The sequence below is a fragment of the Robbsia andropogonis genome (assembly GCF_034047095.1).
GTDB lineage: Bacteria > Pseudomonadota > Gammaproteobacteria > Burkholderiales > Burkholderiaceae > Robbsia > Robbsia andropogonis.
The window spans coordinates 1,091,618-1,115,843 of sequence record NZ_CP139170.1 but is presented as its reverse complement, the minus strand read 5'-3'; the positions used below and the strand labels follow the sequence as shown (position 1 = coordinate 1,115,843).

The following is a 24,226-nucleotide window of genomic DNA, read 5'->3' as shown; positions in this document are numbered from 1 at the left end:
CTTTCGTTTTCCTTTGCCGTTCTTTTGACATGATCAAGCAAGCGCTCATTTCCGTATCCGACAAGTCGGGCGTCGTCGACTTTGCCCGTTCACTCGCCGATCTGGGCGTGACGATCCTGTCGACCGGCGGCACCGCCAAACTGCTCGCCGCCGAAGGCATCGCCTGTACCGAGGTCGCCGACTACACCGGCTTTCCGGAAATGCTCGACGGCCGCGTGAAAACGCTGCACCCGAAGATCCACGGCGGCATTCTCGCGCGCCGCGACCTGCCCGACCACGTAGCCGCGCTGGAGCAACACGCGATCCCGACGATCGACCTGCTCGTGGTGAACCTGTACCCGTTCCGCGAGACCATCGCGAAGTCGGATGCAACACTGGAAGAGGCCATCGAGAATATCGACATCGGCGGGCCGACGATGCTGCGTTCGGCGGCAAAGAATCACCGGGATGTAACCGTGATCGTCGATCCGGCCGATTACGCCGTGGTGCTCGACGAGATGCGCGTCAACCGGAACACCGTGGGCTATCCGACAAACTTCCGCCTGGCTACCAAGGTCTTCGCGCACACGGCGCAGTATGACGGCGCGATCACGAATTATCTGACGAGCCTGAAGGACGACCGCCAGCACGGCAACCGCAATGATTACCCCGCAACGTTGAACCTGTCTTTCGAGAAAGTGCAGGACCTGCGCTACGGCGAAAATCCGCACCAGGGTGCCGCGTTCTACCGCGACCTCGTCACGCCGGCCGGCGCGCTGGCGGCGTACAAGCAGCTGCAGGGCAAGGAATTGTCGTTCAACAATATCGCCGATGCCGACGCGGCATGGGAATGCGTGAAGAGCTTCGATGTTCCGGCCTGCGTGATCGTCAAGCACGCCAATCCCTGTGGCGTGGCCGTCGCGGCATCCCCGGAAGCGGCATACCAGAAAGCACTCTCGACGGACCCAACGTCAGCATTCGGCGGCATCATCGCCTTCAACGAGGAAGTGGACGAAGCGGCTGCCGCGGCCGTCAGCAAGCAGTTTGTCGAAGTGCTGATCGCGCCTGCGTTCAGTACCGCCGCCAAGGCGTTGCTGGCCGCGAAACAAAACGTGCGCGTGCTGGAAATCGCCTTGCCGGCAAGGAACGTCGCTGCGCATAACGTACAGGATCTGAAACGCGTAGGTGGCGGTTTGCTCGTGCAATCGGCGGACAGCCGCAACGTGTTGCCGCAAGAACTGCGCGTGGTCACCCGCCGCCAACCGACGCCGAAGGAAATGGACGACATGCTGTTCGCGTGGCGCGTGGCAAAATTCGTCAAGTCGAATGCCATCGTGTTCTGCGCGAACGGCCAGACCCTGGGCGTTGGCGCCGGCCAGATGAGCCGGATCGATTCGGCACGCATCGCCGAGATCAAGGCGCAGAACGCGGGATTGACGCTGCAAGGTTCCGCCGTGGCGTCGGATGCGTTCTTCCCGTTCCGCGATGGTCTGGACGTGGTCGTCAAGGCCGGTGCGACGTGTGTCATTCATCCAGGTGGCTCGATGCGCGACAGCGAAGTCATCGACGCCGCGGACGAGCAGAACATCGCGATGGTGATGACCGGCATTCGCCACTTCCGTCATTGATGGCCCCCGCGCCGCTGGTCACCCCCGGTACCGCGCAAGCCGCGGTACCTACTCGCATTCTCGGTATCGACCCGGGCTTGCGGGTGACCGGCTTCGGTGTGATCGAACAGCGTGCGCATGTGCTCAGTTATATCAGCAGCGGCGTGATACGCAGCGGCGAAGGCGATCTCCCCTCGCGCCTGAAGATCATCTTCGAAGGCGTGCGCGAACTGGCGGTGCAGTTCAAGCCGGACTGCGCCGCCATCGAGAAAGTCTTCGTCAATGTGAATCCGCAATCGACGTTGCTGCTTGGCCAGGCCCGCGGCGCCGCCATATGCGGCCTCGTTACCGCAAATCTACCGGTGGCGGAATACACCGCCTTGCAGTTAAAGCAGGCGGTGGTGGGCAGTGGCCGCGCGAAAAAGGACCAGGTGCAGGAAATGGTCGCACGGCTGTTGAGTCTCTCCGGTCTGCCGGGAACCGATGCGGCCGACGCCTTGGGCGTGGCGATCTGTCATGCGCATGCCGGTGATGTGCTGGGGCAATTGCGCACATTGGCACCGCAATTGGCGGGACGCGGCATGCGCGTACGGCGTGGCAGATTGGTCGAATCGTGAGGTGTCGACGCATCGCGGCAGGACGGTCTGCATTCGTGCCGCGATGGCACATGGCGCCTCGCCCGGTAGCAACATCGCTTCAACGGGCCATGCCGCCGTCAAACAGTCTTTCCGCGTCTTTTCGGGTAACGCGCTGTCCGGCGCTTGCCTCCCTTTCCTCTCATTCCCGCTGATCATGATCGGTCGTATTGCTGGCACGCTGCTGGAAAAGAATCCGCCTTCCATTCTGGTCGACTGTGCGGGCGTCGGTTACGAGGTATCGGTACCGATGAGCACGTTCTATCACTTGCCGCATCTGGGCGAACCGGTGGTACTGCTGGTACAGCAGATCGTGCGCGAGGATGCACACCTGTTGTTTGGTTTTGCGACCGCGCAGGAACGTGGCGCATTCCGCGAGTTGTTGAAGATCAGCGGCATCGGCGCCCGCATGGCGTTGGCCGTGTTGTCAGGCATGAGCGTAAACGAGCTGGCTCAGGCGGTGACGGCGCAGGAAGTCGCGCGCCTCACGAAAATCCCGGGGATTGGCAAAAAAACCGCCGAGCGATTATTGCTTGAGCTGAAAGGCAAGCTGGGAGCCGATCTCGGCGCCTTGGGCCAGGGTGCGAGCACGGTGCCTGCCGCTGGTGATACTGGCAGCGATGTCCTGCAGGCCCTCCTCGCACTCGGCTATTCGGAAAAGGAATCCGCCGCGGCCATTCGCGCATTGCCCCCGGATACGGATGTCTCGAACGGCATCCGTCAGGCGCTGAAGACTTTGTCGAAGGCATGATCGATGGGCGGTACAATGCCTGAATGATCGAAACTGACAAACTCTCGGGTGACCGACTGATCTCCGCCGCGCCGGTATCGGCGCGCGAAGAGGCGTATGAACGCGCGCTGCGGCCAAAACAGCTCGACGACTATGTCGGGCAGCAAAAGGTGCGCGGCCAGCTGGAAATTTTCGTCCAGGCCGCGCGCAACCGCGGCGAGGCGCTGGACCATGTGCTGCTGTTCGGGCCACCCGGACTGGGTAAGACCACGCTCGCGCATATCATCGCGCGGGAGATGGGCGTCAACCTTCGACAAACTTCCGGCCCCGTGCTTGAGCGTGCTGGTGACCTGGCGGCGCTGCTGACGAACCTCGAACCCAACGACGTACTGTTCATCGATGAAATCCATCGATTGTCTCCCGTCGTCGAGGAAATCCTCTATCCGGCGCTCGAGGATTACCAGATCGATATCATGATCGGCGAAGGTCCCGGCGCCCGCAGCGTCAAGCTCGACCTGCAACCGTTCACGCTGGTGGGCGCGACAACGCGCGCCGGCATGTTGACCAACCCGCTGCGGGACCGCTTCGGCATTGTCGCCCGCCTGGAGTTCTATACCGCCGAGGAACTGGCGCGCATCGTGCAACGTTCGGCGGGCCTGGTCGGCGCCGGCATCGGCGCGGAAGGCGCATTCGAAATCGCACGGCGCTCGCGGGGCACGCCACGTATCGCCAATCGGCTCCTGCGACGCGTGCGCGATTATGCCGAAGTCAAGGCCGACGGGCGCATCACGCCGGAAATCGCGGACGCAGCCCTGGCGATGCTTGATGTCGACCCGGTCGGCTTCGATCTGATGGACCGCAAGTTGTTGGAAGCCATCCTGCTGAAATTCGATGGCGGTCCGGTAGGACTGGACAATCTCGCGGCGGCAATCGGCGAAGAGCGCGACACGATCGAAGACGTCATCGAGCCCTACCTGATTCAGCAGGGCTATGTACAACGCACACCGCGCGGCCGCATGGCGACATTGCTCGCCTATCGGCACTTCGGCGTGGGCATGCCAGATAGTTCGGGCACGCTGCCGCTGGAACCGTCCACGCCGCCGGCAACGGAGGACTGATGTCGGCGAGCGAGTTCCTTAGACAGCGTATCGTGCAAGGGGTCAATCAGGTCACCACCGACGCTCGCCTGCGGATCGACTATACGCAACCGCCTGGTGATCCAGGCCTCTATGGTCCGGATACGGTCTGCTGGCAGGTCCATGCCGATTTCACATCGATGCTGGTGGGCGGCGTGGCGGCTTTGCTGCTGCAGATGTTGCACCCGCTGGCATTGGCGGGCGTCTGGGATCACTCGACGTTTCGCGAAGACATACACGGTCGCCTGGGACGTACCGCGACATTCATTGCGGCCACCACGTTCGGCGGCCGTGCCGATGCGCTGGCGATGATCGAGCGCGTGAAGGCGATTCATCGTCGCGTCACCGGCATCGCACCGGATGGCCGCCCCTATGCCGCAGACGACCCGGACCTGCTGACGTGGGTACACGTTGCCGAGATGTCTTGCTTCCTGCACGCATACACCGTCTATGTAAACCCGTCATTGACCGGCGAGGAGCAGGATCGTTACTACGCCGAAACCGCGCTGGTTACCGAAATGCTGGGCGGTCGCGGCGTGCCGCGCAATCGCGCCGAGGTCGATGGCTATATCACCCGGATGCGACCCTTGCTGCGGTGTGATGAACGTACACGCGAGGTACTGGACGTGCTGATGCACGCGCCGGCACCTAACCTTGCGACGTGGCCCGCGGCCCGCTTGCTGCTGCACGCGGGACCGGATCTCTTGCCGCCTTGGGCGAAGGAAATGTTCGGACTTCAGCGGGGCGACGCACTACGTAGAATGGTCTTGCGTCCGAGTGTGCATGGCGTGGCGAAGGTCATGCGTTGGGCGCTGACCAATGGTGTGTCGAAACGCGCCCGGGCACGCGTTGCCACAGGTGATGGCGGGTAGGTCACACCCGATCGTCACGGGCCTCATCCGCAGCCATATCGGCGAGATGGGCGACATCGCACCATGCAAGCACCTCGGCTCGGTCCTGTTCAGGCGTAGTCCCCGAATACCACCGCAACACATTGATACTGGCATTGCGTAACACGCAGGCGCGCGGCACATCCAGCGGGACGCCATGCGCGAAACGGAAAGCGCAATCCAGGACCCCGCCATGCGCGACACAAGCAACCGTTCCGCCGATATGGCGACGTGCCTGCTCGCCCAATGTCCCGATCACACGCTGATAAAGCGCCCGCAGCGATTCACCGCCTTCCGGTGCGAAGTCCGGATCATGTGTGATCCAGCGCCCATAAGCGACGGGCCAACGCCGTTCGATCGTCTGCTTGTCCTGCTGTTCGAATACACCGAATGCGCGTTCACGCAATCCTGCCATATGCGTGATGGCCTTGAGAGGCGTATCCGGTGCCAAAGCCTGCAGCAGCGGCGCCGCCGTCTGTGCCGCGCGTGACAGATCACTGCTGACCACGGCCGTCAACGGCCGGACCCAGGGCGATGCGTCGCGCGGCACCGACGACGCGGGATCACCCGCGAGCACCACGTCGCCAGAGCCCCGCCCCAATGCGCCGGCGGCAAGCATATCGTCCTGCCGGACAGGGCCGGCTTTCGTCGCGGGCGGCAACCAACGCCGCACCAGCATGCGCGCCTGGGCCAGGCCGACATCGGATAGGGGGATATCGGTATGCCCCTGAATTCGTCCGGCCTTATTCCAGGCCGTTTCGCCGTGCCGTATCAGCAGCAGGATCGTCGATGACGAAGCGGACGAGGTCGGGTCAGGTATCAAGGTATCGGCGGACGGCAGCGTCATCGCGCGTCAGGCCGACAACGTCACACGTGCGAAACGACGCTTACCGACCTGCACGACGTAGGTGCCCGCATCAAGCTTCAGGGCGCGGTCGCTGATGGTGGCGCCATCCACCTTGACACCGCCCTGCTCTATATTCCGGTTCGCCTCGGTCGTCGACGGCACCAGTCCCGCCTGCTTCAGCAGTGCCGCGATACCGAGCGGTGCGCCACCCAGGGCGACGTCCGGAATATCATCGGGCACACCGCCGCGGGCACGGTGATTGAAATCCTCCAACGCGCCTTCCGCAGCCTGCTTGCTGTGGAAACGCGTAACGATCTCCTGCGCAAGCTGGACCTTGAAATCACGTGGATTACGCCCTGCCTCGGTTTCCGCCTTGAACGCGGCAATGCGCCCGAGCGACTCGAACGACAGCAGTTCGAAGTAGCGCCACATCAGCGTGTCCGAGATGCTCATCAGCTTGCCGAACATGTCGTTCGGCTTTTCGCCAATGCCGATGTAGTTGTGCTTGGACTTCGACATCTTCTCGACGCCATCGAGTCCTTCCAGCAACGGCATCGTCAAGACGCACTGCGGTTCCTGCCCATAGGCCTTTTGCAGCTCGCGGCCCATCAGGAGGTTGAACTTCTGATCAGTGCCGCCCAGTTCAAGGTCCGCCTTCAGTGCGACCGAATCATAGCCCTGCAACAGCGGATACAGGAATTCGTGAATCGAAATGGCCACGCCACCTTGAAAGCGCTTCGTGAAATCCTCGCGCTCCAGCATCCGCGCAACCGTCGATTGCGACGCCAGCTTGATCATGCCGGCCGCACCGAGCGGTTGCAACCACTCGGTGTTGTTGCGCATTTCGGTTTTCTCGCGATCCAGGACCATCGCAGCTTGCTCGAAATACGTGAGCGCATTCGAGTCTATCTGTTCCTGGGTCAGCGGCGGGCGTGTGCTGTTGCGGCCGGACGGATCACCGATCAGCGACGTGAAGCCGCCGATCAGGAAAATCACCGTGTGGCCAAGGTCCTGCAGCTTGCGCATCTTGTTGAGCACGACCGTATGGCCCAGATGGATGTCCGGTGCGGTAGGATCAAGACCGAGCTTGATGCGCAGCGGCGTGCCGCTTTTTTCCGCGCGCGCAAGTTTCTGCGCGAATTCGGCCTCGACCAGCAACTCGTCCGAGCCGCGCTTGATCTCGGCCAGCGCGTCGCGCACGGTATCGGTGAGAGGCAACGCGTCAGGAAGCGCGGGAGGGGACAGCGTGTCGGTGGAATGAGCGTCAGAATTCATGCGAAGCCAGGCAGTATCGAAAAAGCGCAACAGTCGCGCGAAAAACGGCATATCGACGTGATCGCGGCCTGGTGGTCGGTCGATGCAGGTGCAGCCCGACGGGCGGTGACACCTTCAGACCCTGGACGCGATGCCCGTCGATCGATGCGAGATGACGCGTATTGTACCGAACCCGCCGCGATTCTTCGCCCATATGAGCCGCAATCGTCTCTCGATCGGTCACACATCACCGAACGCGGAACGTGTCGTCGGATCGGACGATGTCGAATGGCAAAGTGACTTGAAAATGAAAGCCGCGTTACATGCCTTGCTCAGGACACTCACGCATTGGGAGCAGGACAAGTGGGCCGGCGCGGGGAGCGTCATCGCCCAAGCAGGTCGGCCCGCCCGATCGCCACAAAGGCGTGCAGAACGCCGGACGGACACTTCAGCGTGCAGCGAGACGTGTACGCAGGGCGAGGCGATGGCATGGACGTCAGGAATCGGCGAGGCGAGACGAGGCGCGTAGAATACCGCTCGACGACGCGACGTTCATGGTAGCGAGCCGTTTCCTCCGCCACCGATGCCACGCGCTATCGGCTTGTTTCCGCCCCATCGATTCGCCCTCCGCCCTGCCATGCCCAGCGTAACCGACACCGTATCATCGACACGCCCACCCGCGCCGCTTATCCGCCACTTCATCGGCCTGATGTCCGGCACGAGCATGGATGGTGTCGACGGCGTGATCGCCACCTTCGGGCCCTTGTCCGCCCCGTCCAGTCCGCGCATCCTTAGCCATGCACATGTCCCGTTCGACGCGGCATTGCGCGAAGCGTTCTTTGCCCTGCAATCACCCGGCGAGGACGAAATCGCGCGGGAGGCATTCGCCACGCAGGTCCTGGCAGACGTGTACGGGTCCTGTTGCGACATCTTGCTACGCGACACCGGCCTGAGCGCGCGCGACGTCACGGCCATCGGTGCGCACGGACAGACGATCCGCCATCGGCCGGAACGGGGGTACACGCGACAAAGCAATGATCCAGCACGGCTGGCCGAGCGAACCGGCATCGACGTGGTGGCGGATTTCCGCAGCCGGGATGTTGCCGCCGGCGGGCAGGGCGCGCCGTTGGTGCCGGCCTTCCACGCGGACGTCTTTGGTGTGGACGGGCGCACGCGTGTCATCTGCAACATCGGCGGAATCAGCAACGTCTCGATTCTCGATGGACGTCACGCGGCGCGTGGTTTCGATTGCGGGCCCGGCAACGCGCTGATGGATGCCTGGGCCGAGCGCACCATCGGCACGCCCTATGACGTGGATGGGCAACTCGCGCGCGCCGGACGCGTGGACGTAGCGCTGCTGAGCGTATTGCTCCAGGAACCGTTCCTGGATCACCCGCCCCCGAAAAGCACCGGGCGCGATCTGTTCAACATCGGCTGGCTGGATGCCAAGTTGGCAAATCATGCGCGTCTGCAAGCCGCCCCACCCGCCGCTGCCGACGTGCAAGCCACGCTGACGCAATTCACCGCTATCGCTATTGCACGGGACATCGGCCGATATGCTCCCGCGTGCGATGCCGTCTACGTCTGTGGGGGCGGTGCCTGCAATCCCACACTGATGGCGGAGCTGGAAAACGCGTTGCGTGCCGTGTTCGACGCCGACGGGCGCGCACCGCCGTCGCTGCAGATCACCGATACGCTCGGTATTGACGCTCAGCAGGTGGAAGCATTGGCGTTTGCCTGGCTGGCAATGCGCTTTGTCGAGCGCCTGCCGGGCAATCTGCCTGCGGTGACCGGCGCACGGGGCCTACGCGTCCTGGGTGCTCTGTATCCGCGCTAAGGGACACCGGGGTGCCCTCCCATGCTTGTTTGACGACGCAAAAGAATAAAGGCCCCGGCACAGGGTGCCGGGGCCTTACCGATTACCGCCGACGCTGTATCGTTATACCGAGAACGACGATCCACATCCGCAGGTCGTGGTCGCATTCGGATTCTTGATCACGAACTGCGCACCGTTCAGGTCGTCCTTATAGTCGATTTCCGCACCCACGAGGTACTGGTAGCTCATCGAATCGATCAGTAACTGAACGCCATTCTTGTCCATTACCGTATCGTCCTCGTTCACTTCCTCGTCGAACGTGAATCCGTACTGAAAGCCGGAACAGCCACCACCCTGCACGAACACCCTTAACTTCAAGTCCGGGTTGCCTTCCTCTTCGATCAGCTCTTTCACCTTCCCGGCGGCCGAGTCGGTGAACACCAGGAACGTTGGGGGGGTGGCGACGGGCGTGTCTGTCACAGCATTCATTGATCTCTCCAGGGGATACTGCTTGTTCTGTGGCGCAGGGCCTATGCATAACCCCGATTTTAGTCCGAAGTGGCGCATCGCGGCGGATTGCGCGGGTACACCTGCCAGCGACAGGGACTTGCGGCATCAGGAAAGCAACAGCGGGACGTCAAAAACAAAAACGCCGCTGGAAGTGCCAAAGGCATCCAACGGCGTTTTCCTTAGCGTGGAGGGCAAATCCGGCAGACCGTTCCCGCCCTCCCCGCGCGCTCGATGCAAATTAACGCTTCGAGAACTGCTTCGCGCGACGTGCCTTGCGCAGACCAACTTTCTTCCGCTCGACTTCACGCGCATCACGCGTCACGAAGCCCGCAGCCGACAAAGCCGGCTTTTGCGTCGCATCGTAGTCGATCAGCGCACGGGTGATGCCGTGGCGCACGGCGCCCGCTTGACCCGTTTCACCACCGCCATGGACGTTGACCTTGATGTCGAACGTCGACAGGTTGTTCGTCAGTTCCAGCGGTTGACGCACGACCATCAGCGACGTCTCACGCGAGAAGTACCGCTCGATGGGCTTGTCGTTGACAACGATCTTGCCCGAACCCGACTTGATGAAGACACGGGCAACCGCGCTCTTGCGGCGACCAGTGCCGTTATTCCAATTTCCGATCACGGTATAGGCTCCTTAGATCTCGAGCGCCTTCGGCTGTTGCGCCGAATGCGGATGCGTACCCTCGGCGTAGACCTTGAGCTTCTTGATCATCGCGTAACCGAGGGGACCCTTCGGGAGCATGCCCTTCACGGCCTTCTCCAGCGCGCGGCCCGGGAAACGGTCCTGCATCTTGCCGAACGTCGTTTCATAGATGCCGCCCGGGTAGCCGGTATGACGGAAGTACTTCTTGTCCGTCGTCTTCTTGCCGGTTACCTTCAACTTGCTGGCGTTGACGATAATGATGAAATCGCCGGTATCGACGTGAGGAGTAAATTCAGGCTTGTGCTTCCCGCGCAAGCGGCGTGCCACTTCGCTGGCGACACGGCCGAGAACCTTATCCGTCGCGTCAATCACGTACCATTCGTGCACGACCGTTTCGGCCTTAGCAGAAAATGTCTTCATGACTGATCCAAAATAAAAAAATGCGCTCTTACGGCGCCGTCCCAGGTGTGTAGAACTCTTATCGGCCAGAGGTCTGGCCGTCGTTTCCCTGCGCCTGGGCGGCGATGCATCATGCCGCGCCAACTTGCCCCGCACGGCGGAAATCCTTTGATCGATTTCCCCGCGCCGATACCGCGTCGGCATCGACATGTCACATATGCTGCCCGACCTTGCGGCCGTCCTCCCCGACGAGCTTTTATCGGAAGAGCCTGCGAGTATAACGCAATTCTTGCGTAGCGAGACGGCTTTTACCCGACAATCGACCTGACAGCGTGCGATCAACACGTCACCATGGCCCCTCGGACCGATCACCGCGGCAATACCCCATCCCTCTTGCCTGCATCGATTAGATAAAAAAAATGCCCGGAAGAAAGCCCTCCGGGCGAATCCATCCACGCGACGAAGTCGGCAGCGGATGGAGGAGACAGGGGAACCCGACGCCCACGGCAGACGCCGCGCCATGACAGCACGTCGTAAATCAGCATTGCGGCGGCGCCGGCGCATTATCATCCGAGGAGCCCGCATCGCAGGGCAATTGCCCGCTAGATTCACTATAGACGCGCAAATATCACGTTACAAACATCTTTTCATAATATGAAAACTACTTTCGCATGGCGAAAAATCAAGCAGTGCAGCGATGTGAAAAGATTCATCGCGATTTCATCCATTTGCAGCACGACTGTTTATTAAACCTGGCATCTATTTGATATAACAATCACTTGTTTTTGTCGTTTCAGAGAACAAAACAAGGGCTTACACAAGCTATGATTTCTCCGGAGGTAGAATGCGCATCTAAGAGGAGTGAAGCCATAATGGAATGCAAGATCAGTTGGATGGGCCCCGAGGGTATGGCGTTCGCCGCGGAGACCGGCAGCGGACACCTGGTCACGATGGATGGCGCACCGGAAGGGGGCGGCCGAAACCTGTCACCGCGGCCAATGGAGATGCTGCTGGTGGGCACGGGCGGCTGCACCGCCTACGATGTCGTCATGATCCTGAAGAAAAGCCGTCAGGATGTGCAAGGCTGCACGGTAAAACTGGACGCCGAGCGCGCCAGCGAAGACCCGAAGGTCTTCACGAAAATCCATTTTCACTTCACCGTCAGCGGACGACATCTCGATCCGTCGAAAGTGGAACGCGCAATCAATCTGTCGCACGACAAGTATTGCTCGGCGTCCGTCATGCTGGCGCACACGGCGGCGTTGACGCATTCGTTCGACATCGTCGATTCAGCCGCGCCCTGACCGCGGGCCGGCGCGGCAAGAAAAACGCCCCACGTCTCCGGCAGGAAGCGTGGGGCGCGGAATGGGGGCAAAGTGTCCCGATAAGCCGGATTCTGTTCGCGCCGCGAAGCGCGCGACAGCCATTCATCTAGACGCACCATTGCTGATGCGCTCGAGCTCCCTACCCGCAGACCGACGGGGGCCCCGTCGTGACGCCGTTACCGGCGCCGTGCCTGCCTATTTGGAATTGCTCCGGGTGGAGGTTACCGTGCCGTCTGGGTCGCCCCAGCCGCGGTGCGCTCTTACCGCACCGTTTCACCCTTACCTGATCCGTTGCATGCGAGCATGCAACGGCCATCGGCGGTCTGTTCTCTGTTGCCCTGTTCCGCGTGTCGCCACGGATGGCCGTTAGCCATCACCCTGCCCTGTGGAGTCCGGACTTTCCTCCCCCTGCCCCCTTTCCCCGTCAACGCGTGACGATGAGAGACAACGCAGGCGGCGGCTGCCTGGAACACTTTGCGAACGGAAGTGTAGCATGCGCCCCTTTGTCATCGCCCTGCCGCGCGACACAGGCGCTCCGATCAAAACAGCTTCCAGCGTAGCGTTTCACCGGCGCGCAACGGCACCACAGCGCTCTGATCCTTGCCATAAACGGCAGGCAAGGTCCACGATTCGCGACGCAACGTCACCTTATCCGTATTGCGCGGCAGTTCGTAAAAATCAGGCCCGTGAAAGCTGGCGAATGCCTCCAGTTTGTCCAATGCACCGGCGTCCTCGAACGCTTCCGCATACAGTTCCATCGCGTGTGGGGCGGTAAAACATCCGGCGCAACCACACGCATTTTCCTTTGTGTCCTGCTGGTGCGGCGCACTGTCCGTACCAAGGAAGAAACGCGGATTACCGGACGTGGCGGCGGCGACCAGCGCAACACGGTGCGTTTCGCGCTTCAACACCGGCAGGCAGTAATAATGGGGCCGCACGCCACCGGTGAAGATCGCGTTACGGTTAAACAACAGGTGCTGTGGCGTGATCGTCGCGCCCAGCGTGCCGGGCAACGCGTCGGCGTCCCGCACGTACTCCGCCGCTTCCTGGGTAGTGATATGCTCGAACACCACCTTCAATGCAGGATGCCGCTTGCGTAGTGGGATCATCACCTCATCGATGAACACCCGCTCGCGGTCGAACAAGTCGACATCCGCATGCGTGACCTCCCCATGCACCAGCAGCGGCAAGCCGGCTTCCTGCATCGCATCCAATGTCTTTGCGCATTTCGCCAGATCCGTCACGCCAGCGTCCGAATTCGTTGTCGCACCGGCCGGATAGAGCTTCAGCGCATGGACGATGCCGCTATCGCGCGCGCGGCGAATTTCGTTCGGTGGCGTGTTGTCGGTCAAATACAACGTCATCAGCGGTTTGAACGATGCGCCGGTCGGCAGCGCGGCGACGATCCGGTCATGGTAAGCCTGGGCCAGCGCCGTGGTGGTGACCGGAGGCTTCAGGTTCGGCATGATGATCGCGCGACCGAATTGGCGTGCCGTATGCGGCAGAACCTCGGCCAGCATGACGCCGTCCCGGACATGCAAGTGCCAGTCGTCGGGTCGGGCGATCGTCAGGGAAGTCAACACCGGGGCAGCGGTCGACGAGGAAGCGGAAGGCATGGTGGGAGCGGCAGAAGTCATGGCGGCGTCGGTCGGAAAAATCGGCTTGTTTGCTGGATGATACGTTTATCGCGAACGGCGGGCGGGCGCGGGCGAAATGCGGATGTTCCGGGCACGACAAACGTCCGGCGCCACCCGCGCGATCAATCGCGCGATAAGATTCGTCCCGGGACGCTGTTGCCGCCCCGCCGCATTTTGCCGCGATTGCTCGCAACTACTTTTCTATGAACTTTTAAGACAATCGTCGCAATGCTATGCTTGGCTCGTCGTTTGTTCGGGCGCCGAGGCAAGACAAAGCGCGCCTATTGTACCGACGTCTCACCGCGTCGGTCAGCCCAGGCAAGCGCAACGGCGTCCGATTGGGTCCATGCGCCATGGACCGCTTTTACTTGATTGTCCGCGGCTGAAGGAGCCGCCAGCCTTATGTGTGAGCTCTTGGGTCTGAATTGCGCGACGCCCACGGATGTGCGCTTCTCGTTCACCGGATTTGCCGCGCGCGGCGGTATCACGGACCACCATGCGGACGGCTGGGGCATTGCCTTCTTCGAGGAAAAAGCGTGTCGGCTGTTCATCGACCACCAGTCGTCGTGTCAGTCACCTGTCGCGGAATTGGTAAAACGCTATCCGATCAAGTCGAAGAACACGATCGCGCATATCCGTAAAGCCACCCAGGGCGCGCCGATGCTTGAAAACTGCCACCCTTTCATGCGCGAATTGTGGGGACGCCACTGGATCTTCGCGCACAACGGTGACCTGAAAGACTACGCGCCTTCGTTGACAGGATTTTACCAACCGGTTGGTGGCACGGACAGCGAGCTGGCCTTTTGCGAAATGCTCGAAGGATTGCGGCGGCGCTTTCCCGGCGACCAGCCGCCGTTGGATGAGGTGTTCGATGCGGTTGCCGAGATCACGGCGGGTATCAGCCAGCATGGCTCATTCAACTTCCTGATGTCGAACGGCCAGGCCATGTTCGCGCACTGCTCGACGCACCTGCAATACCTCACGCGCCAATGGCCCTTCTCGACCGCCCATCTGGTGGACGAGGACATGTCGATCGATTTCGCGCAATACACTACACCGGAAGACCGTGTAACCGTCATCGGTACATTGCCATTGACCGACAACGAAGTGTGGACCGCGTTTTCGCCGGGCGATCTGTTCCTGTTCCGCGACGGCGAGCGGATCACCTCACGCCGCCTTGCCGTCCCCCCCGCGGTGCTGGAAGTTGCGGCACGGCCGCGTGAACGCCACCCCTCCGAAGCCGCGACATTGCCCCGCGCGGCGATGACCTTTCCCGCCATGCTGCCGTTCCGCGCGGCCTTGTCGCTCGACGATCAGGATGATCGCGCCGTCGCCGGAAGCTGAACGTATCCACGCCCGCCAATTGGCATGGACAATGCGCGCGACCGCTTAGCGGCGAGGCGCGGCCATCTCCGTCGCCGACTTGACGCATGACCGATGGTTCAGTGGCGGTTATTTGCAACACGATGCGGCAGTCCGTGCCGGTTGTCTCGCTGGCGCCACACCGGGGCCACCATGCCATCGTGCGCCCCCCTTTTTTCGCCATCACCGCACTTTTCCCTCAAGATCCGACTATGGCAAGCCGTTATGGCTTACAAGGCATGCCGACGATGCCGCTCATTGTGATCGCACAGGATGCAGTTATGGATGTGACGAACGCCCCCGCAGCCAGTACGGCCAGCGTGGCCAGCAGCAAGCGCAAGGACCCGGACGCAAAAGCGGCCGGGTCCTCGGACACGCCTTCCAAAACGTCGGCAGCGGCCAGCAGCAAGGTGTCGCTATCATCCGCCGCGAAAGCTGCCCACGAAACGGAACAAGCGCATGCCGCAAAGTCCGTGGACAAAGCCTCCGGGTCAACGGTAGGCGTGAAGTCGGCAAACGACGCAGCCGCAAGCGAAGAGAAAAAAGCAGAGAATGCCGCGGCAGACGCGAAGGATGGGTCTGCATTGAAATCGCTCGCCTATGGCACCTTGGGCCTGCAAAGCCCGGAAGAGGCCAAGGAGAACACTGATTCCTGGTACTCGGCGGGCAAATGGGTAGGCGCGGCCATCACCGTTGGTGGAATCGTATCGCTGCTGCTGTAACGCCCCGGTAGCCACGCGCGGCCGTGGGCAATCAACGATGCAGGAAACATCATGCGTAAAATTGTATTGATCATCGGCACCGTTGCTGCGCTGGGCACACAAGGCTGTGCCACGAATTTCCAGACATTCCTGACCGGCGCGGTCGTCGGTGGTGCGCTCGTGGGCGCGTCTCAGTGTTCGCGCTTCTGCTATTAACGCAGCCGTGGCCCCGTCGATTCGCCCAGCGATCTCGTCTGACGCAGCCTTCCGCCATCAATGCGCTGCGCGGCTTGACCCCTGATGATAAAGGGCCGCGGGACGGGCGGGCACCTGGCCCTTCCTCTCCCGCGGCCCTTACGCCGCGCAGTATGGTTGCTTAATGCTTAGTGGAGGATTTTCGCGAGGAAATCCTTTGCGCGATCCGACTTCGGACTATCGAAGAACGCTTCCTTACGGTCGTCCTCGACAATCAAGCCCTGATCCATGAAGATCACGCGATGGGCGACCTTGCGAGCGAATCCCATTTCATGGGTTACGCACATCATCGTCATCCCTTCCTGCGCCAACTCCACCATCACATCGAGCACTTCATTGATCATTTCAGGATCGAGCGCTGAAGTCGGTTCATCGAACAGCATCGCGATCGGGTCCATGCATAGCGCTCGGGCGATCGCCACGCGCTGCTGTTGACCGCCCGACATCTGGCCCGGAAACTTGTCCGCATGTGTACGCAGGCCCACGCGATCGAGCAGCTTCAACGCTTTCTGCGTGGCTTCGTCACGGCCCCGACCGAGTACTTTCACCTGCGCCAGCGTCAGGTTCTGCGTGATCGACAGATGAGGGAACAGTTCGAAATGCTGGAACACCATGCCGACACGGGCACGCAGCTTCGACAGGTTCGTCTTTTTGTCGGTCACCGATGCTCCGTCGATCAGAATCTCGCCCTGCTGGATCGGCTCCAGACCATTGACGGTCTTGATCAACGTTGACTTACCGGAGCCGGACGGCCCGCAGACAACGACAACCTCGCCCTTCTTCACTTCCGTCGAACAGTCGGTCAGCACTTGAAACTGGCCATACCACTTCGACACGTCCTTCATTACGATCATCTGCTTACCCCTTTTTGCATCCGTTTGACGAGCGTCGACGCGATTACTGAAACCACGAAGTAGCAAGCGCCCGCAAACAATACCATTTCGACCATCGTACCGTCGCGGTCACCAATATTCGTGGAGGTACGGAAGAAATCGGCCAGACCGATCACGTACACAAGCGATGTATCCTGGAACAATACGATCCCCTGCGTCAGCAACAACGGCACCATCGCCCGGAACGCCTGCGGCAACACGACATACCGCATTGATTGCGTATAGGTCAGGCCGAGCGCCGACGAAGCTTGCACCTGACCGCGCGCCACGCTCTGCACGCCCGCCCGGATAATTTCCGAATAATAAGCGGCCTCGAACAGCGAGAACGCCGTCATCGCCGACACAAAACGGATATCAACCGAGGGCGACAGACCAAACACCGACTGCAGCAGTTGCGGCACCAGCAGGAAGAACCACAACAGCACCATCAGCAACGGGATGGAACGGAACAGCGTGACATAGATTGATGCGAACCAGGCCAGGGGCTTTACCGGCGACAGGCGCATCAACGCAAGCACCGTGCCCCACAGGATGCCGACGACGATCGCGCAGACCGTGATCTCGAACGTCACGACCGCACCATGCCACAGCGTGTTGAGCGACGCGGGAATGGAAGACCAATCGAATTCGTGATGCATTACTTGCCTCCCAGGTAGCCAGGCAGGCGCGTCCGTTTCTCGACCCAGCGCATGAAGGCCATCACGATCATATTGATAAGGAAATACGTGGCGGTCACGACGATGAACGACTCATACGGTTGCGCCGTGTAATCCACGAGCTGCCGCGCCTGCGCCGACAGCTCAAGCAGTCCGATCGTGGACGCGACGGCCGAGTTCTTGAAGATGTTCAAGAATTCGGACGTCAGCGGCGGCACGATCAAGCGGAACGCCACCGGCAGCAGCACATGACGATACGCCTGTGGCTGGGTCAGACCCAGTGCATACGCGGCATTGCGCTGACCACGCGGCAAGGCCTGCACGCCGGAGCGGACCTGCTCGCAAACACGCGCGCCGGTAAACAAGCCAAGACAGATGATGCTGGACGAGAAGAACTGAATAGTGGGGTCCAGTTGCTTGAACCAATCGCCCCATGCCTTTGGCAACAGCTCGGGAATCACCAGATACCAGATGAAGAATTGAACGATCAGCGGGATGTTACGAAAAATCGCCACGTAAACCGTACCGATTGCAGGTAACCATCGCCCCTGCACTGTGCGCATGACGCCAAAGAACGATCCGCAAATCAGCGCCAGCACCCACGCCGATAGCGACAGCTCCACGGTAACCGCCAATCCCGACAGCATCCACCCAAAATAGGTGGTGGGCTCGCCGGTAGAAACCGGGCTCGCCAGGACGCCCCAGTTCCAGTGATAAGCCATGGTGAACTCCAGAACAAGAAAAAAACCGGTTGCCTACGCAAACCGTACGCAACTTGCACGACAAAACACGCGCTCTATATAACAAAAGGCCCGCAGCGCGCGGGCCCTTCCATTGTCCATGATCCAGCCTGTTAAACCATGGTCGCAATAGGTGCGAATTTTCCGAATTGCCAACCGTCACCGCAAGCGGAACTTTACACGAGTGTAAACTGCGTGCAACGCCAGCAAAAAAACAATTTACTGGAAGGCTTTGTCGTTGGGTGCCTTGAACAACGCTTTCATGTCATCGCTCAACATGAAGTTCAGGTTCAGGCCCTTTGGCGGAATCGGTTGCTCGAACCAGGTGTGATACCACTTCAGAGCGTCGCCATCGGTCTCAGCCTTCGAAATCACCTTGTCGGCCAGCGCCTTGAAACCCGGATCGTCCTTGCGAATCATGCAGCCATACGCTTCGTTCGATTGCGGCTTGCCGACGATTACCCAGTTGTCCGGCTTCTTCGCCTTCGCGCGTTCACCGGCCAACAACGCGTCATCCATCATGAACGCGACGGCCCGGCCCGTTTCCAGCGTCAGGAACGAGTCACCGTGATCCTTAGCGCTGATAATGCGCATACCCATGTTCTGGTCCGCGTTCATCTTGCGCAGCAATGCTTCCGACGTCGTACCGGCCGTGGTGACCACGTTCTTGCCCTTCAAGTCATCAAAGTCCTTGATGCCGGAATCCTTGGCCGTCAGCAGACGCGTGCCAATCACGAAGAATGTATCCGAGAATGCGACCTGCTTCTGCCGCTCCAGATTGTTCGTGGTCGAACCGCACTCGAAATCGATCGTGCCGTTCTGCAGCAGCGAGATGCGATTTTGCGACGTGATCGGGATCAGCTTGACCTGCAGGTTCGGCAACTTCAATTCCTTCTTCACCTCCGCGACAATCGCGTTGGAGAAGTCCTGTGCGTAGCCGACAACCTGTTGCTTGTCATCGTAGTAGGAGAAAGGAATCGACGACTCGCGGTGCCCAACCGTAATGATCCCGTCTTTCTTGATCTTATCCAGCGTGGCACTGGATTGCGCATTCGCGCTTCCGGTAATGGCGCCCAAAACGCACAATGCGAGCGCGATTTTCGTGATTTTCATTGCCCTGATCTCCTTGCGGTGTGTCGATTCTGCTGTCAGTTGACAGATGTGCGGCGCGCGCGGGCGATGCACAGACACATGCGCCGCAACGTCAAACACCTGTTCATATTTGCTCCGCCTTGCTGCTAGCTGACGAATGCACTGCATTTATATAACAACACGTGCCGTGCCCGCAACGAGTTCACATATTCTCGTCGCATAGAATATGCCGCGAAAAAGCCCGTGCAATGTGTTTCAACACATCACGCGGGCTTTCGATATCAGAGATAACTACACGCGGCTGCAGCACCGATGCAACACCAAATAACGTATCGCAATGGTTCGGACACCGGGGTCTTTCGGAAAATTACGGATAAAGACCCCGCATTTCGCGTGCTTGCAGGATGCGCGTACAGGCAACAATGTACGCCGCGGTGCGGATTGTCACCGATTTGTCCTGCGCTACATGCCAGACCGAGGAGAAGGCCTCCCGCATGATACGGTCCAGCCGTTGATTGATTTCGTCCTCGTCCCAGAAGAAGCTCGAAAAATCCTGCACCCATTCGAAGTAGCTGACAGTTACCCCGCCTGCGTTGGCGACCACGTCCGGCACGACGAGTACCCCATTCTCGCGAAGGATGTCGTCCGCTTGCGGTGTTGTCGGGCCATTGGCACCTTCGACGACAATGCGCGTCTTGATCTGACCCGCGTTTTTCTCGGTGATCTGTCCTTCCAGGGCGGCCGGAATCAGGATATCGGTCTCGATCTGCCAGAACGCCTCACGCTCGCGCAACGTTTCGATACCGGCATCCGCGCCGGCTGCTTCGGCGAAACCCGCCACCCCGCGGTGCTGCTCGACGTGCGCGGCCAAGGCACGCGCATCCAGTCCTTTCGGCGCATACAGCGTACCTGTGTGATCCTGGACCGCGATGATCTTCGCACCGGCGTCCTGGAACAGCCTGGCAGCCACGCCGCCCACATTCCCGAAGCCCTGCACCGCAATACGCGCACCGTTCAGATCCAGGCCGATCTTCGTCGCCGCTTCACCGGCGACAACGAACACGCCACGGCCCGTCGCATCGCGGCGGCCGAGGCTACCGCCCAACGAAATGGGCTTGCCGGTAACCACGCCCGTCGCCGTATGGCCCTGGTTCACCGAATAGGTGTCCATCATCCACGCCATAATCTGTTCGTTCGTGTTGACGTCCGGCGCGGGGATATCGGTGTTCGGCCCGATGATGTTGTTGATCTCGCTGGTGTAACGGCGCGTCATGCGCTCCAGCTCGCCCCGCGACAGCGTCCGCGGGTCCACGCGAATACCGCCCTTCGCACCGCCATAGGGGACGTTGACGGTGGCGTTCTTCACGGACATCCACGCCGCCAGCGACATCACTTCGCTGAGCGTCACGTCCTGGTGGAACCGCACGCCGCCTTTACCAGGGCCCCGCGAGACATTGTGCTGCACACGATAACCCTCGAAATGGGCAATCGTGCCGTTGTCGAGTTCGATCGGCACATCGACGATCATGATGCGTTTCGGCCGCTTCAGTGTCTCGACCCATCGACTCAGCGTCCCCAAATAGGGCGTGACGCGATCAACCTGCTCGAGATAACTGCCCCAGGGACCCAGATCTTCCGCGCTGAGATACGAGGGGGTGCGATGACCTTCTGACATGGCGGCTGCTCCGCATTAAGTAGTTGATGACTGCACTCTAGAACCGACGAAATCGCGTTGCAAATGCCGAAGCGTCATTTATCCATGCATTTTTTGCATAACCCCTGAAAAGCTTTGCAAAACAGCAGGTCACCCGCATTTTTCGGACAAGTGATGCATTGCCATTGCTATCAGTCTTTCAGACAAGATCCCTTATTTTCATCGTAATCCAGGATAACTCCCACCTTACTCTACACAGATCGCGGCAAATCTCATCTGTATTTCCGACCTTTCAGACACCCTCGGGGTTATCCAGCAACCGCTGAGCGGCCTCCCAGACAGCGTCGCGCAACGCCCGGCGTTGCCCGTCGACATCGGCAAGGGTATCTCGGTACAGACGAATTTCCATCGTGAGTGTCCATGGGCCCGCCACGTTGCTGTTGCCAGGAACGTCCCCCAGCGGCACCAGCCGGCCATCGGCCAACGCGTCGGCCGCCGCGCTATGAGGTAGAAACGCGATACCGTGTCCGGCGACCGCCATTACTTTAAGCCCCTCCGCCATATCGGTCTCATATATCCGGTCGAGATACAACGGCTGGGTCGCCCGTGAAAGCAGTACTTCGGTCATGCGGCCAAGATATGCATCAGATGCATAAGCCAGATACGGCACAGGATGGGTTGGACTCCCGGGCAACGTAAAACGCGGTGTGAGCCGCCCCGTTCGTGCGCCCCCTGCACTGGCCACCGAGGCGGACACCTCGGGCGGCCCGGCAGCACAGAACAGTCCGATGGTCTCCGTGCCCAGTGTCAACTGGGCATAACGCCGGGGATCGAGCGCAACCGGGTGACTGGGATGGTGGTACCCCATGATCAGGTCGCAGCCGCCTTCAGTCAACGTCAGCACGGCGTCGTGAACGTTCAGCGCACGCAATCGCGCGTGCAACGGCCCGGACGGCGGCGGGATCGGCGGCTTCCCATCGGCGGCTGGCGCGCTCGGCGTGACGACGCCGCGCGCCAGCAAGGCATCGATACGCTGAATCCATTGCGGAAAGAAGGTAAGCGACAGCGTATGCGGTACGGCGAAATCAAGCGTGGTTGCGCTCAGTACACCTTGCCCCCGTAGCAAGGTGCGGGCTTCTCGCGCCTGGTTGAGTAACGCCAATGCCTGCGCATGGAAGATATTGCCTGCCTGGGTCAGTCGCGTGGGATAACCGGAGCGATCGATCAACTCAGCGCCCAACCAGGCTTCCAGGGCCTGGATACGACGCGAAAACGCCGGCTGCGTCACGTGCCGCAATGCCGCGGAGCGGCTGAAACTGCGGGTTTCCGCCAGCGAGATGAAGTCCTCGAGCCATTTGGTTTCCATCGTGTCCCGTCTCGCGTTACGTTATGCCGGTTCGTCGTGCGATTGCAGCCGCCACATCTGCGCATACAGGCCGTTTGCCGCGAGCAGATCCGCATGGGTGCCACGCTCGACGACACGCCCGGCATCCATCACGAGGATCTGCTGTGCACCCACGACCGTGGATAGGCGGTGCGCGATCACCAATGTCGTGCGACCGCGCGCGACCCGATCGAGCGCCTGCTGGATCGCGCGTTCGGCACGAGAGTCCAATGCCGACGTGGCTTCGTCAAGAATCAGGATCGGCGGATTCTTCAATAGCGTTCGCGCGATGGCGACCCGTTGCTTCTCGCCTCCGGAGAGCTTCAGACCTCGCTCCCCCACCGGCGTATCGTACCCTTTGGGCAAACTCTCGATAAAGTCATGGACCTGCGCGTCCCGCGCCGCCGCGATCACCTCGTCGCGACTGGCGCTCGGACGGCCGTAGGCGATGTTGTAGTAGATGGAGTCATTGAACAGCACGGTATCCTGCGGCACGATACCGATGGCCGCACGCAGCGATTGCTGCCGGACCGTCCGGATATCCTGGCCATCGACGGTGATCCGGGTACCCGCCTCCGCGTCGTAGAAACGGAACAGCAACCGCGCCAGCGTCGATTTTCCTGAGCCGCTGTGTCCGACAATCGCCGTGGTCGTTCCCGCCGGCACCGTGAAACAGACGTCATGCAGTATCGTCCGGTCGGACTGATAACCGAAGCGGACGTGATCGAACACGACCGTCGCGCCCAAGGGGCCATGCAATGCCAATGCGGGGGCATCCGGGAAATCGGCGATCTCGCGTTGCTCGGCGGTCAACGTAAACATCCGATCCATGTCCGCCAACGCTTGTTTCAGCTCGCGATAAATGACGCCAAGAAAATTCAACGGCACATACAGTTGCAACATGAAGGTGTTGATCAGGACCAGGTCGCCCAGCGTCTGGCGTCCCGCCATCACCTCGCCGGTTGCATGCCATAGAATCAGCACGAGTCCGATCGAGATGATCACCTGCTGTCCAAAATTCAACATCGACAACGTTTTCTGAGATCTGACCGCCACGGCGCGATATTGACGCAGGTGCGCATCGTAGCGCGCCGCCTCGAAATCCTCGTTGTTGAAGTACTTCACTGTCTCGTAATTCAACAGGGAATCGATCGCGCGGGTGCTCGCCTTGGATTCCAGCTCGTTAACCGAACGACGCAGCGCGGTGCGCCAGGCGCTGACCTTGATCGTGAATACGACGTAAGCAAGCAATGCGAAAAACGTCACCGCCGCGTAATACACTTCGTAGCGCGTGATGAAGATGACGATGACCAGCGTGATTTCGATCAACGTCGGCAGAATACTGTACAACGAGTATTGCAGCACCTGCTGGATACCGCGCGTCCCGCGATCGATGTCGCGCGTCATGCCGCCCGTCTGCCGATCCAGGTGGAATCGCAAGGAAAGGCCATGCAGGTGCCGGAAGACCTGTAGCGAGATATCGCGAACAACCTGCTCGGTGACGCGAGCAAACAGCAATTCGCGTAATTCGGTGAACAGCGACGTGGAGAGTCGTACCACCGCGTAGGCGATGACCAGCAGCCCGATGCCGCCAGCGAGGATGATCAGCGGCGCATGCGCTTGCCGCCCCACGGCAACCAGCGTATGGGAGGCGGACAATCTATCGACGATCGACTTCAACAACAACGGCACACCAAGGTTTGCAACCTTCGCCAGGATCAGGCAGCTCAACGCCAGCGTGATGCGAAGCGAAAATCCCGACAGGTAGGGCAGCAGCGAGCGCAGCGTCTGGAAATCGCGCCGCGACGAATCGGCCAGCGAGGCGGCATCAGGGGAGAAAGTAGAAGAACGACGCATCGAGAACGAAAGAATGGAGCGGACTTACAATAGCGGACATTCGCGTACGGTCCGTCATTGTCACTGACAGCCCGCATCTTACAGAACGGCTTTTCATTCAAAACAACGATGACCGAACAATACAACGCTTCCGCCGGCGACGGCGCGGGCCAGACAGGGGTCTCACCCGCCTCGGGCGGCAATGCGGTGCCTGTCAGCGGCAACGACGAGACGCA

General features: G+C 60.6%; 24 protein-coding genes and 1 other RNA gene. 11 read left to right on the top strand and 14 right to left on the bottom strand.

Annotated elements, in window-relative coordinates:
- Positions 1 to 29 precede the first annotated feature (29 nt).
- From purH to SJQ66_RS18430, 5 genes are all read left to right on the top strand, one after another.
- Positions 30 to 1,607, top strand: a complete 1,578-nt coding sequence (gene purH, locus SJQ66_RS18450; protein WP_024902633.1) for a bifunctional phosphoribosylaminoimidazolecarboxamide formyltransferase/IMP cyclohydrolase — start codon at positions 30 to 32, stop codon at positions 1,605 to 1,607.
- Positions 1,607 to 2,203 (top strand): crossover junction endodeoxyribonuclease RuvC, encoded by a 597-nt coding sequence (ruvC, locus tag SJQ66_RS18445; RefSeq protein ID WP_024902632.1) that lies wholly within the window; start codon positions 1,607 to 1,609, stop codon positions 2,201 to 2,203. The genes purH and ruvC overlap by 1 nt, the downstream gene beginning before the upstream one ends.
- Positions 2,204 to 2,378: 175 nt before the next feature.
- Positions 2,379 to 2,972, top strand: a complete 594-nt coding sequence (gene ruvA, locus SJQ66_RS18440; protein ID WP_024902631.1) for a Holliday junction branch migration protein RuvA — start codon at positions 2,379 to 2,381, stop codon at positions 2,970 to 2,972.
- Between the two features lie 23 nt (positions 2,973 to 2,995).
- Complete coding sequence (ruvB, locus tag SJQ66_RS18435; protein ID WP_024902630.1) at positions 2,996 to 4,069, top strand: Holliday junction branch migration DNA helicase RuvB; 1,074 nt, start codon at positions 2,996 to 2,998, stop codon at positions 4,067 to 4,069.
- On the top strand, positions 4,069 to 4,959 hold the full coding sequence (locus SJQ66_RS18430; RefSeq protein WP_024902629.1) for an oxygenase MpaB family protein: 891 nt from the start codon (positions 4,069 to 4,071) through the stop codon (positions 4,957 to 4,959). Before ruvB ends, SJQ66_RS18430 begins: the two co-directional genes overlap by 1 nt.
- Position 4,960: 1 nt before the next feature.
- Here SJQ66_RS18430 and SJQ66_RS18425 read toward each other — a convergent pair whose 3' ends face one another.
- Both SJQ66_RS18425 and tyrS read right to left on the bottom strand, forming a co-directional pair.
- Entirely contained in the window at positions 4,961 to 5,824 is an 864-nt protein-coding gene (locus SJQ66_RS18425) for a histidine phosphatase family protein (protein WP_253463136.1), read from the bottom strand.
- 6 nt (positions 5,825 to 5,830) lie between these two features.
- The gene (gene tyrS, locus SJQ66_RS18420) at positions 5,831 to 7,099 is read right to left on the bottom strand and encodes a tyrosine--tRNA ligase (protein ID WP_046151974.1); all 1,269 of its coding nucleotides are present in this window, start codon (positions 7,097 to 7,099) and stop codon (positions 5,831 to 5,833) included.
- A gap of 151 nt (positions 7,100 to 7,250) precedes the next feature.
- Between tyrS and SJQ66_RS18415 the strand changes: the two genes are divergently transcribed.
- Both SJQ66_RS18415 and SJQ66_RS18410 read left to right on the top strand, forming a co-directional pair.
- Positions 7,251 to 7,607 carry a hypothetical protein gene (locus tag SJQ66_RS18415; protein ID WP_157685638.1) on the top strand — a complete coding sequence of 119 codons (357 nt, stop codon included), beginning with the start codon at positions 7,251 to 7,253 and terminating at the stop codon, positions 7,605 to 7,607.
- Between the two features lie 108 nt (positions 7,608 to 7,715).
- A complete protein-coding gene (locus SJQ66_RS18410) occupies positions 7,716 to 8,915 on the top strand; it encodes an anhydro-N-acetylmuramic acid kinase (RefSeq protein ID WP_036008562.1) in 1,200 nt (399 codons plus the stop codon).
- 102 nt (positions 8,916 to 9,017) lie between these two features.
- Here the strand turns inward: SJQ66_RS18410 and erpA are convergent, their stop codons facing one another.
- The 3 genes from erpA to rplM form a co-directional block, all read right to left on the bottom strand.
- Positions 9,018 to 9,383: an iron-sulfur cluster insertion protein ErpA gene (gene erpA, locus SJQ66_RS18405; protein ID WP_320535139.1), complete on the bottom strand. Its 366-nt coding sequence runs from the start codon at positions 9,381 to 9,383 to the stop codon at positions 9,018 to 9,020.
- Between the two features lie 259 nt (positions 9,384 to 9,642).
- The gene (gene rpsI, locus SJQ66_RS18400; RefSeq protein WP_320535138.1) at positions 9,643 to 10,035 is read right to left on the bottom strand and encodes a 30S ribosomal protein S9; all 393 of its coding nucleotides are present in this window, start codon (positions 10,033 to 10,035) and stop codon (positions 9,643 to 9,645) included.
- A 12-nt stretch (positions 10,036 to 10,047) separates the two neighbouring features.
- Positions 10,048 to 10,476, bottom strand: coding sequence for a 50S ribosomal protein L13 (gene rplM, locus SJQ66_RS18395; RefSeq protein ID WP_024902622.1), 429 nt, complete (start codon positions 10,474 to 10,476; stop codon positions 10,048 to 10,050).
- 851 nt (positions 10,477 to 11,327) lie between these two features.
- Between rplM and SJQ66_RS18390 the strand changes: the two genes are divergently transcribed.
- Positions 11,328 to 11,759 (top strand): OsmC family protein, encoded by a 432-nt coding sequence (locus SJQ66_RS18390; protein WP_024902621.1) that lies wholly within the window; start codon positions 11,328 to 11,330, stop codon positions 11,757 to 11,759.
- A gap of 65 nt (positions 11,760 to 11,824) precedes the next feature.
- On the opposite strand, the gene rnpB is transcribed toward SJQ66_RS18390, so the two are convergent.
- Positions 11,825 to 12,256: RNase P RNA component class A (rnpB, locus tag SJQ66_RS18385), an RNA gene on the bottom strand.
- A gap of 63 nt (positions 12,257 to 12,319) precedes the next feature.
- Positions 12,320 to 13,396: a dihydroorotase gene (gene pyrC / locus SJQ66_RS18380; RefSeq protein ID WP_024902620.1), complete on the bottom strand. Its 1,077-nt coding sequence runs from the start codon at positions 13,394 to 13,396 to the stop codon at positions 12,320 to 12,322.
- A 423-nt stretch (positions 13,397 to 13,819) separates the two neighbouring features.
- Here pyrC and SJQ66_RS18375 point away from each other — a divergent pair, with 423 nt between their 5' ends.
- The 3 genes from SJQ66_RS18375 (at position 13,820) to SJQ66_RS18365 (ending at position 15,696) form a co-directional block, all read left to right on the top strand.
- Positions 13,820 to 14,761: a class II glutamine amidotransferase gene (locus SJQ66_RS18375; protein ID WP_024902619.1), complete on the top strand. Its 942-nt coding sequence runs from the start codon at positions 13,820 to 13,822 to the stop codon at positions 14,759 to 14,761.
- A gap of 86 nt (positions 14,762 to 14,847) precedes the next feature.
- Positions 14,848 to 15,501, top strand: coding sequence for a hypothetical protein (locus SJQ66_RS18370; protein WP_024902618.1), 654 nt, complete (start codon positions 14,848 to 14,850; stop codon positions 15,499 to 15,501).
- A gap of 51 nt (positions 15,502 to 15,552) precedes the next feature.
- Positions 15,553 to 15,696, top strand: a complete 144-nt coding sequence (locus SJQ66_RS18365) for a hypothetical protein (protein WP_157684952.1) — start codon at positions 15,553 to 15,555, stop codon at positions 15,694 to 15,696.
- A 167-nt stretch (positions 15,697 to 15,863) separates the two neighbouring features.
- Here SJQ66_RS18365 and SJQ66_RS18360 read toward each other — a convergent pair whose 3' ends face one another.
- From SJQ66_RS18360 to SJQ66_RS18330, 7 genes are all read right to left on the bottom strand, one after another.
- On the bottom strand, positions 15,864 to 16,589 hold the full coding sequence (locus SJQ66_RS18360; protein ID WP_024902617.1) for an amino acid ABC transporter ATP-binding protein: 726 nt from the start codon (positions 16,587 to 16,589) through the stop codon (positions 15,864 to 15,866).
- Positions 16,586 to 17,266, bottom strand: coding sequence for a glutamate/aspartate ABC transporter permease GltK (gltK, locus tag SJQ66_RS18355; protein WP_024902616.1), 681 nt, complete (start codon positions 17,264 to 17,266; stop codon positions 16,586 to 16,588). Before gltK ends, SJQ66_RS18360 begins: the two co-directional genes overlap by 4 nt.
- Complete coding sequence (locus tag SJQ66_RS18350) at positions 17,266 to 18,006, bottom strand: amino acid ABC transporter permease (protein ID WP_024902615.1); 741 nt, start codon at positions 18,004 to 18,006, stop codon at positions 17,266 to 17,268. Before SJQ66_RS18350 ends, gltK begins: the two co-directional genes overlap by 1 nt.
- Positions 18,007 to 18,243: 237 nt before the next feature.
- The gene (locus SJQ66_RS18345) at positions 18,244 to 19,137 is read right to left on the bottom strand and encodes a glutamate/aspartate ABC transporter substrate-binding protein (protein WP_024902614.1); all 894 of its coding nucleotides are present in this window, start codon (positions 19,135 to 19,137) and stop codon (positions 18,244 to 18,246) included.
- A 346-nt stretch (positions 19,138 to 19,483) separates the two neighbouring features.
- Positions 19,484 to 20,791 carry a Glu/Leu/Phe/Val family dehydrogenase gene (locus tag SJQ66_RS18340; protein WP_036008519.1) on the bottom strand — a complete coding sequence of 436 codons (1,308 nt, stop codon included), beginning with the start codon at positions 20,789 to 20,791 and terminating at the stop codon, positions 19,484 to 19,486.
- Positions 20,792 to 21,062: 271 nt separating this feature from the next.
- Positions 21,063 to 22,136: a LysR family transcriptional regulator gene (locus SJQ66_RS18335; protein ID WP_320535137.1), complete on the bottom strand. Its 1,074-nt coding sequence runs from the start codon at positions 22,134 to 22,136 to the stop codon at positions 21,063 to 21,065.
- A 21-nt stretch (positions 22,137 to 22,157) separates the two neighbouring features.
- On the bottom strand, positions 22,158 to 24,011 hold the full coding sequence (locus tag SJQ66_RS18330; RefSeq protein WP_024902612.1) for an ABCB family ABC transporter ATP-binding protein/permease: 1,854 nt from the start codon (positions 24,009 to 24,011) through the stop codon (positions 22,158 to 22,160).
- Between the last annotated feature and the right edge of the window lie 215 nt (positions 24,012 to 24,226).

What these genes read in the sequence shown, in the direction of transcription:
- purH (WP_024902633.1), top strand. Translation starts at nt 30, where the DNA reads ATGATCAAGCAAGCGCTCATTTCCGTATCCGACAAGTCGGGCGTCGTC.
- ruvC (WP_024902632.1), top strand. Translation starts at nt 1,607, where the DNA reads ATGGCCCCCGCGCCGCTGGTCACCCCCGGTACCGCGCAAGCCGCGGTA.
- ruvA (WP_024902631.1), top strand. Translation starts at nt 2,379, where the DNA reads ATGATCGGTCGTATTGCTGGCACGCTGCTGGAAAAGAATCCGCCTTCC.
- ruvB (WP_024902630.1), top strand. Translation starts at nt 2,996, where the DNA reads ATGATCGAAACTGACAAACTCTCGGGTGACCGACTGATCTCCGCCGCG.
- SJQ66_RS18430 (WP_024902629.1), top strand. Translation starts at nt 4,069, where the DNA reads ATGTCGGCGAGCGAGTTCCTTAGACAGCGTATCGTGCAAGGGGTCAAT.
- SJQ66_RS18425 (WP_253463136.1), bottom strand. Translation starts at nt 5,824, where the DNA reads ATGACGCTGCCGTCCGCCGATACCTTGATACCTGACCCGACCTCGTCC.
- tyrS (WP_046151974.1), bottom strand. Translation starts at nt 7,099, where the DNA reads ATGAATTCTGACGCTCATTCCACCGACACGCTGTCCCCTCCCGCGCTT.
- SJQ66_RS18415 (WP_157685638.1), top strand. Translation starts at nt 7,251, where the DNA reads ATGACGCGTATTGTACCGAACCCGCCGCGATTCTTCGCCCATATGAGC.
- SJQ66_RS18410 (WP_036008562.1), top strand. Translation starts at nt 7,716, where the DNA reads ATGCCCAGCGTAACCGACACCGTATCATCGACACGCCCACCCGCGCCG.
- erpA (WP_320535139.1), bottom strand. Translation starts at nt 9,383, where the DNA reads ATGAATGCTGTGACAGACACGCCCGTCGCCACCCCCCCAACGTTCCTG.
- rplM (WP_024902622.1), bottom strand. Translation starts at nt 10,476, where the DNA reads ATGAAGACATTTTCTGCTAAGGCCGAAACGGTCGTGCACGAATGGTAC.
- SJQ66_RS18390 (WP_024902621.1), top strand. Translation starts at nt 11,328, where the DNA reads ATGGAATGCAAGATCAGTTGGATGGGCCCCGAGGGTATGGCGTTCGCC.
- pyrC (WP_024902620.1), bottom strand. Translation starts at nt 13,396, where the DNA reads ATGCCTTCCGCTTCCTCGTCGACCGCTGCCCCGGTGTTGACTTCCCTG.
- SJQ66_RS18375 (WP_024902619.1), top strand. Translation starts at nt 13,820, where the DNA reads ATGTGTGAGCTCTTGGGTCTGAATTGCGCGACGCCCACGGATGTGCGC.
- SJQ66_RS18370 (WP_024902618.1), top strand. Translation starts at nt 14,848, where the DNA reads ATGACCGATGGTTCAGTGGCGGTTATTTGCAACACGATGCGGCAGTCC.
- SJQ66_RS18365 (WP_157684952.1), top strand. Translation starts at nt 15,553, where the DNA reads ATGCGTAAAATTGTATTGATCATCGGCACCGTTGCTGCGCTGGGCACA.
- SJQ66_RS18360 (WP_024902617.1), bottom strand. Translation starts at nt 16,589, where the DNA reads ATGATCGTAATGAAGGACGTGTCGAAGTGGTATGGCCAGTTTCAAGTG.
- gltK (WP_024902616.1), bottom strand. Translation starts at nt 17,266, where the DNA reads ATGCATCACGAATTCGATTGGTCTTCCATTCCCGCGTCGCTCAACACG.
- SJQ66_RS18350 (WP_024902615.1), bottom strand. Translation starts at nt 18,006, where the DNA reads ATGGCTTATCACTGGAACTGGGGCGTCCTGGCGAGCCCGGTTTCTACC.
- SJQ66_RS18345 (WP_024902614.1), bottom strand. Translation starts at nt 19,137, where the DNA reads ATGAAAATCACGAAAATCGCGCTCGCATTGTGCGTTTTGGGCGCCATT.
- SJQ66_RS18340 (WP_036008519.1), bottom strand. Translation starts at nt 20,791, where the DNA reads ATGTCAGAAGGTCATCGCACCCCCTCGTATCTCAGCGCGGAAGATCTG.
- SJQ66_RS18335 (WP_320535137.1), bottom strand. Translation starts at nt 22,136, where the DNA reads ATGGAAACCAAATGGCTCGAGGACTTCATCTCGCTGGCGGAAACCCGC.
- SJQ66_RS18330 (WP_024902612.1), bottom strand. Translation starts at nt 24,011, where the DNA reads ATGCGTCGTTCTTCTACTTTCTCCCCTGATGCCGCCTCGCTGGCCGAT.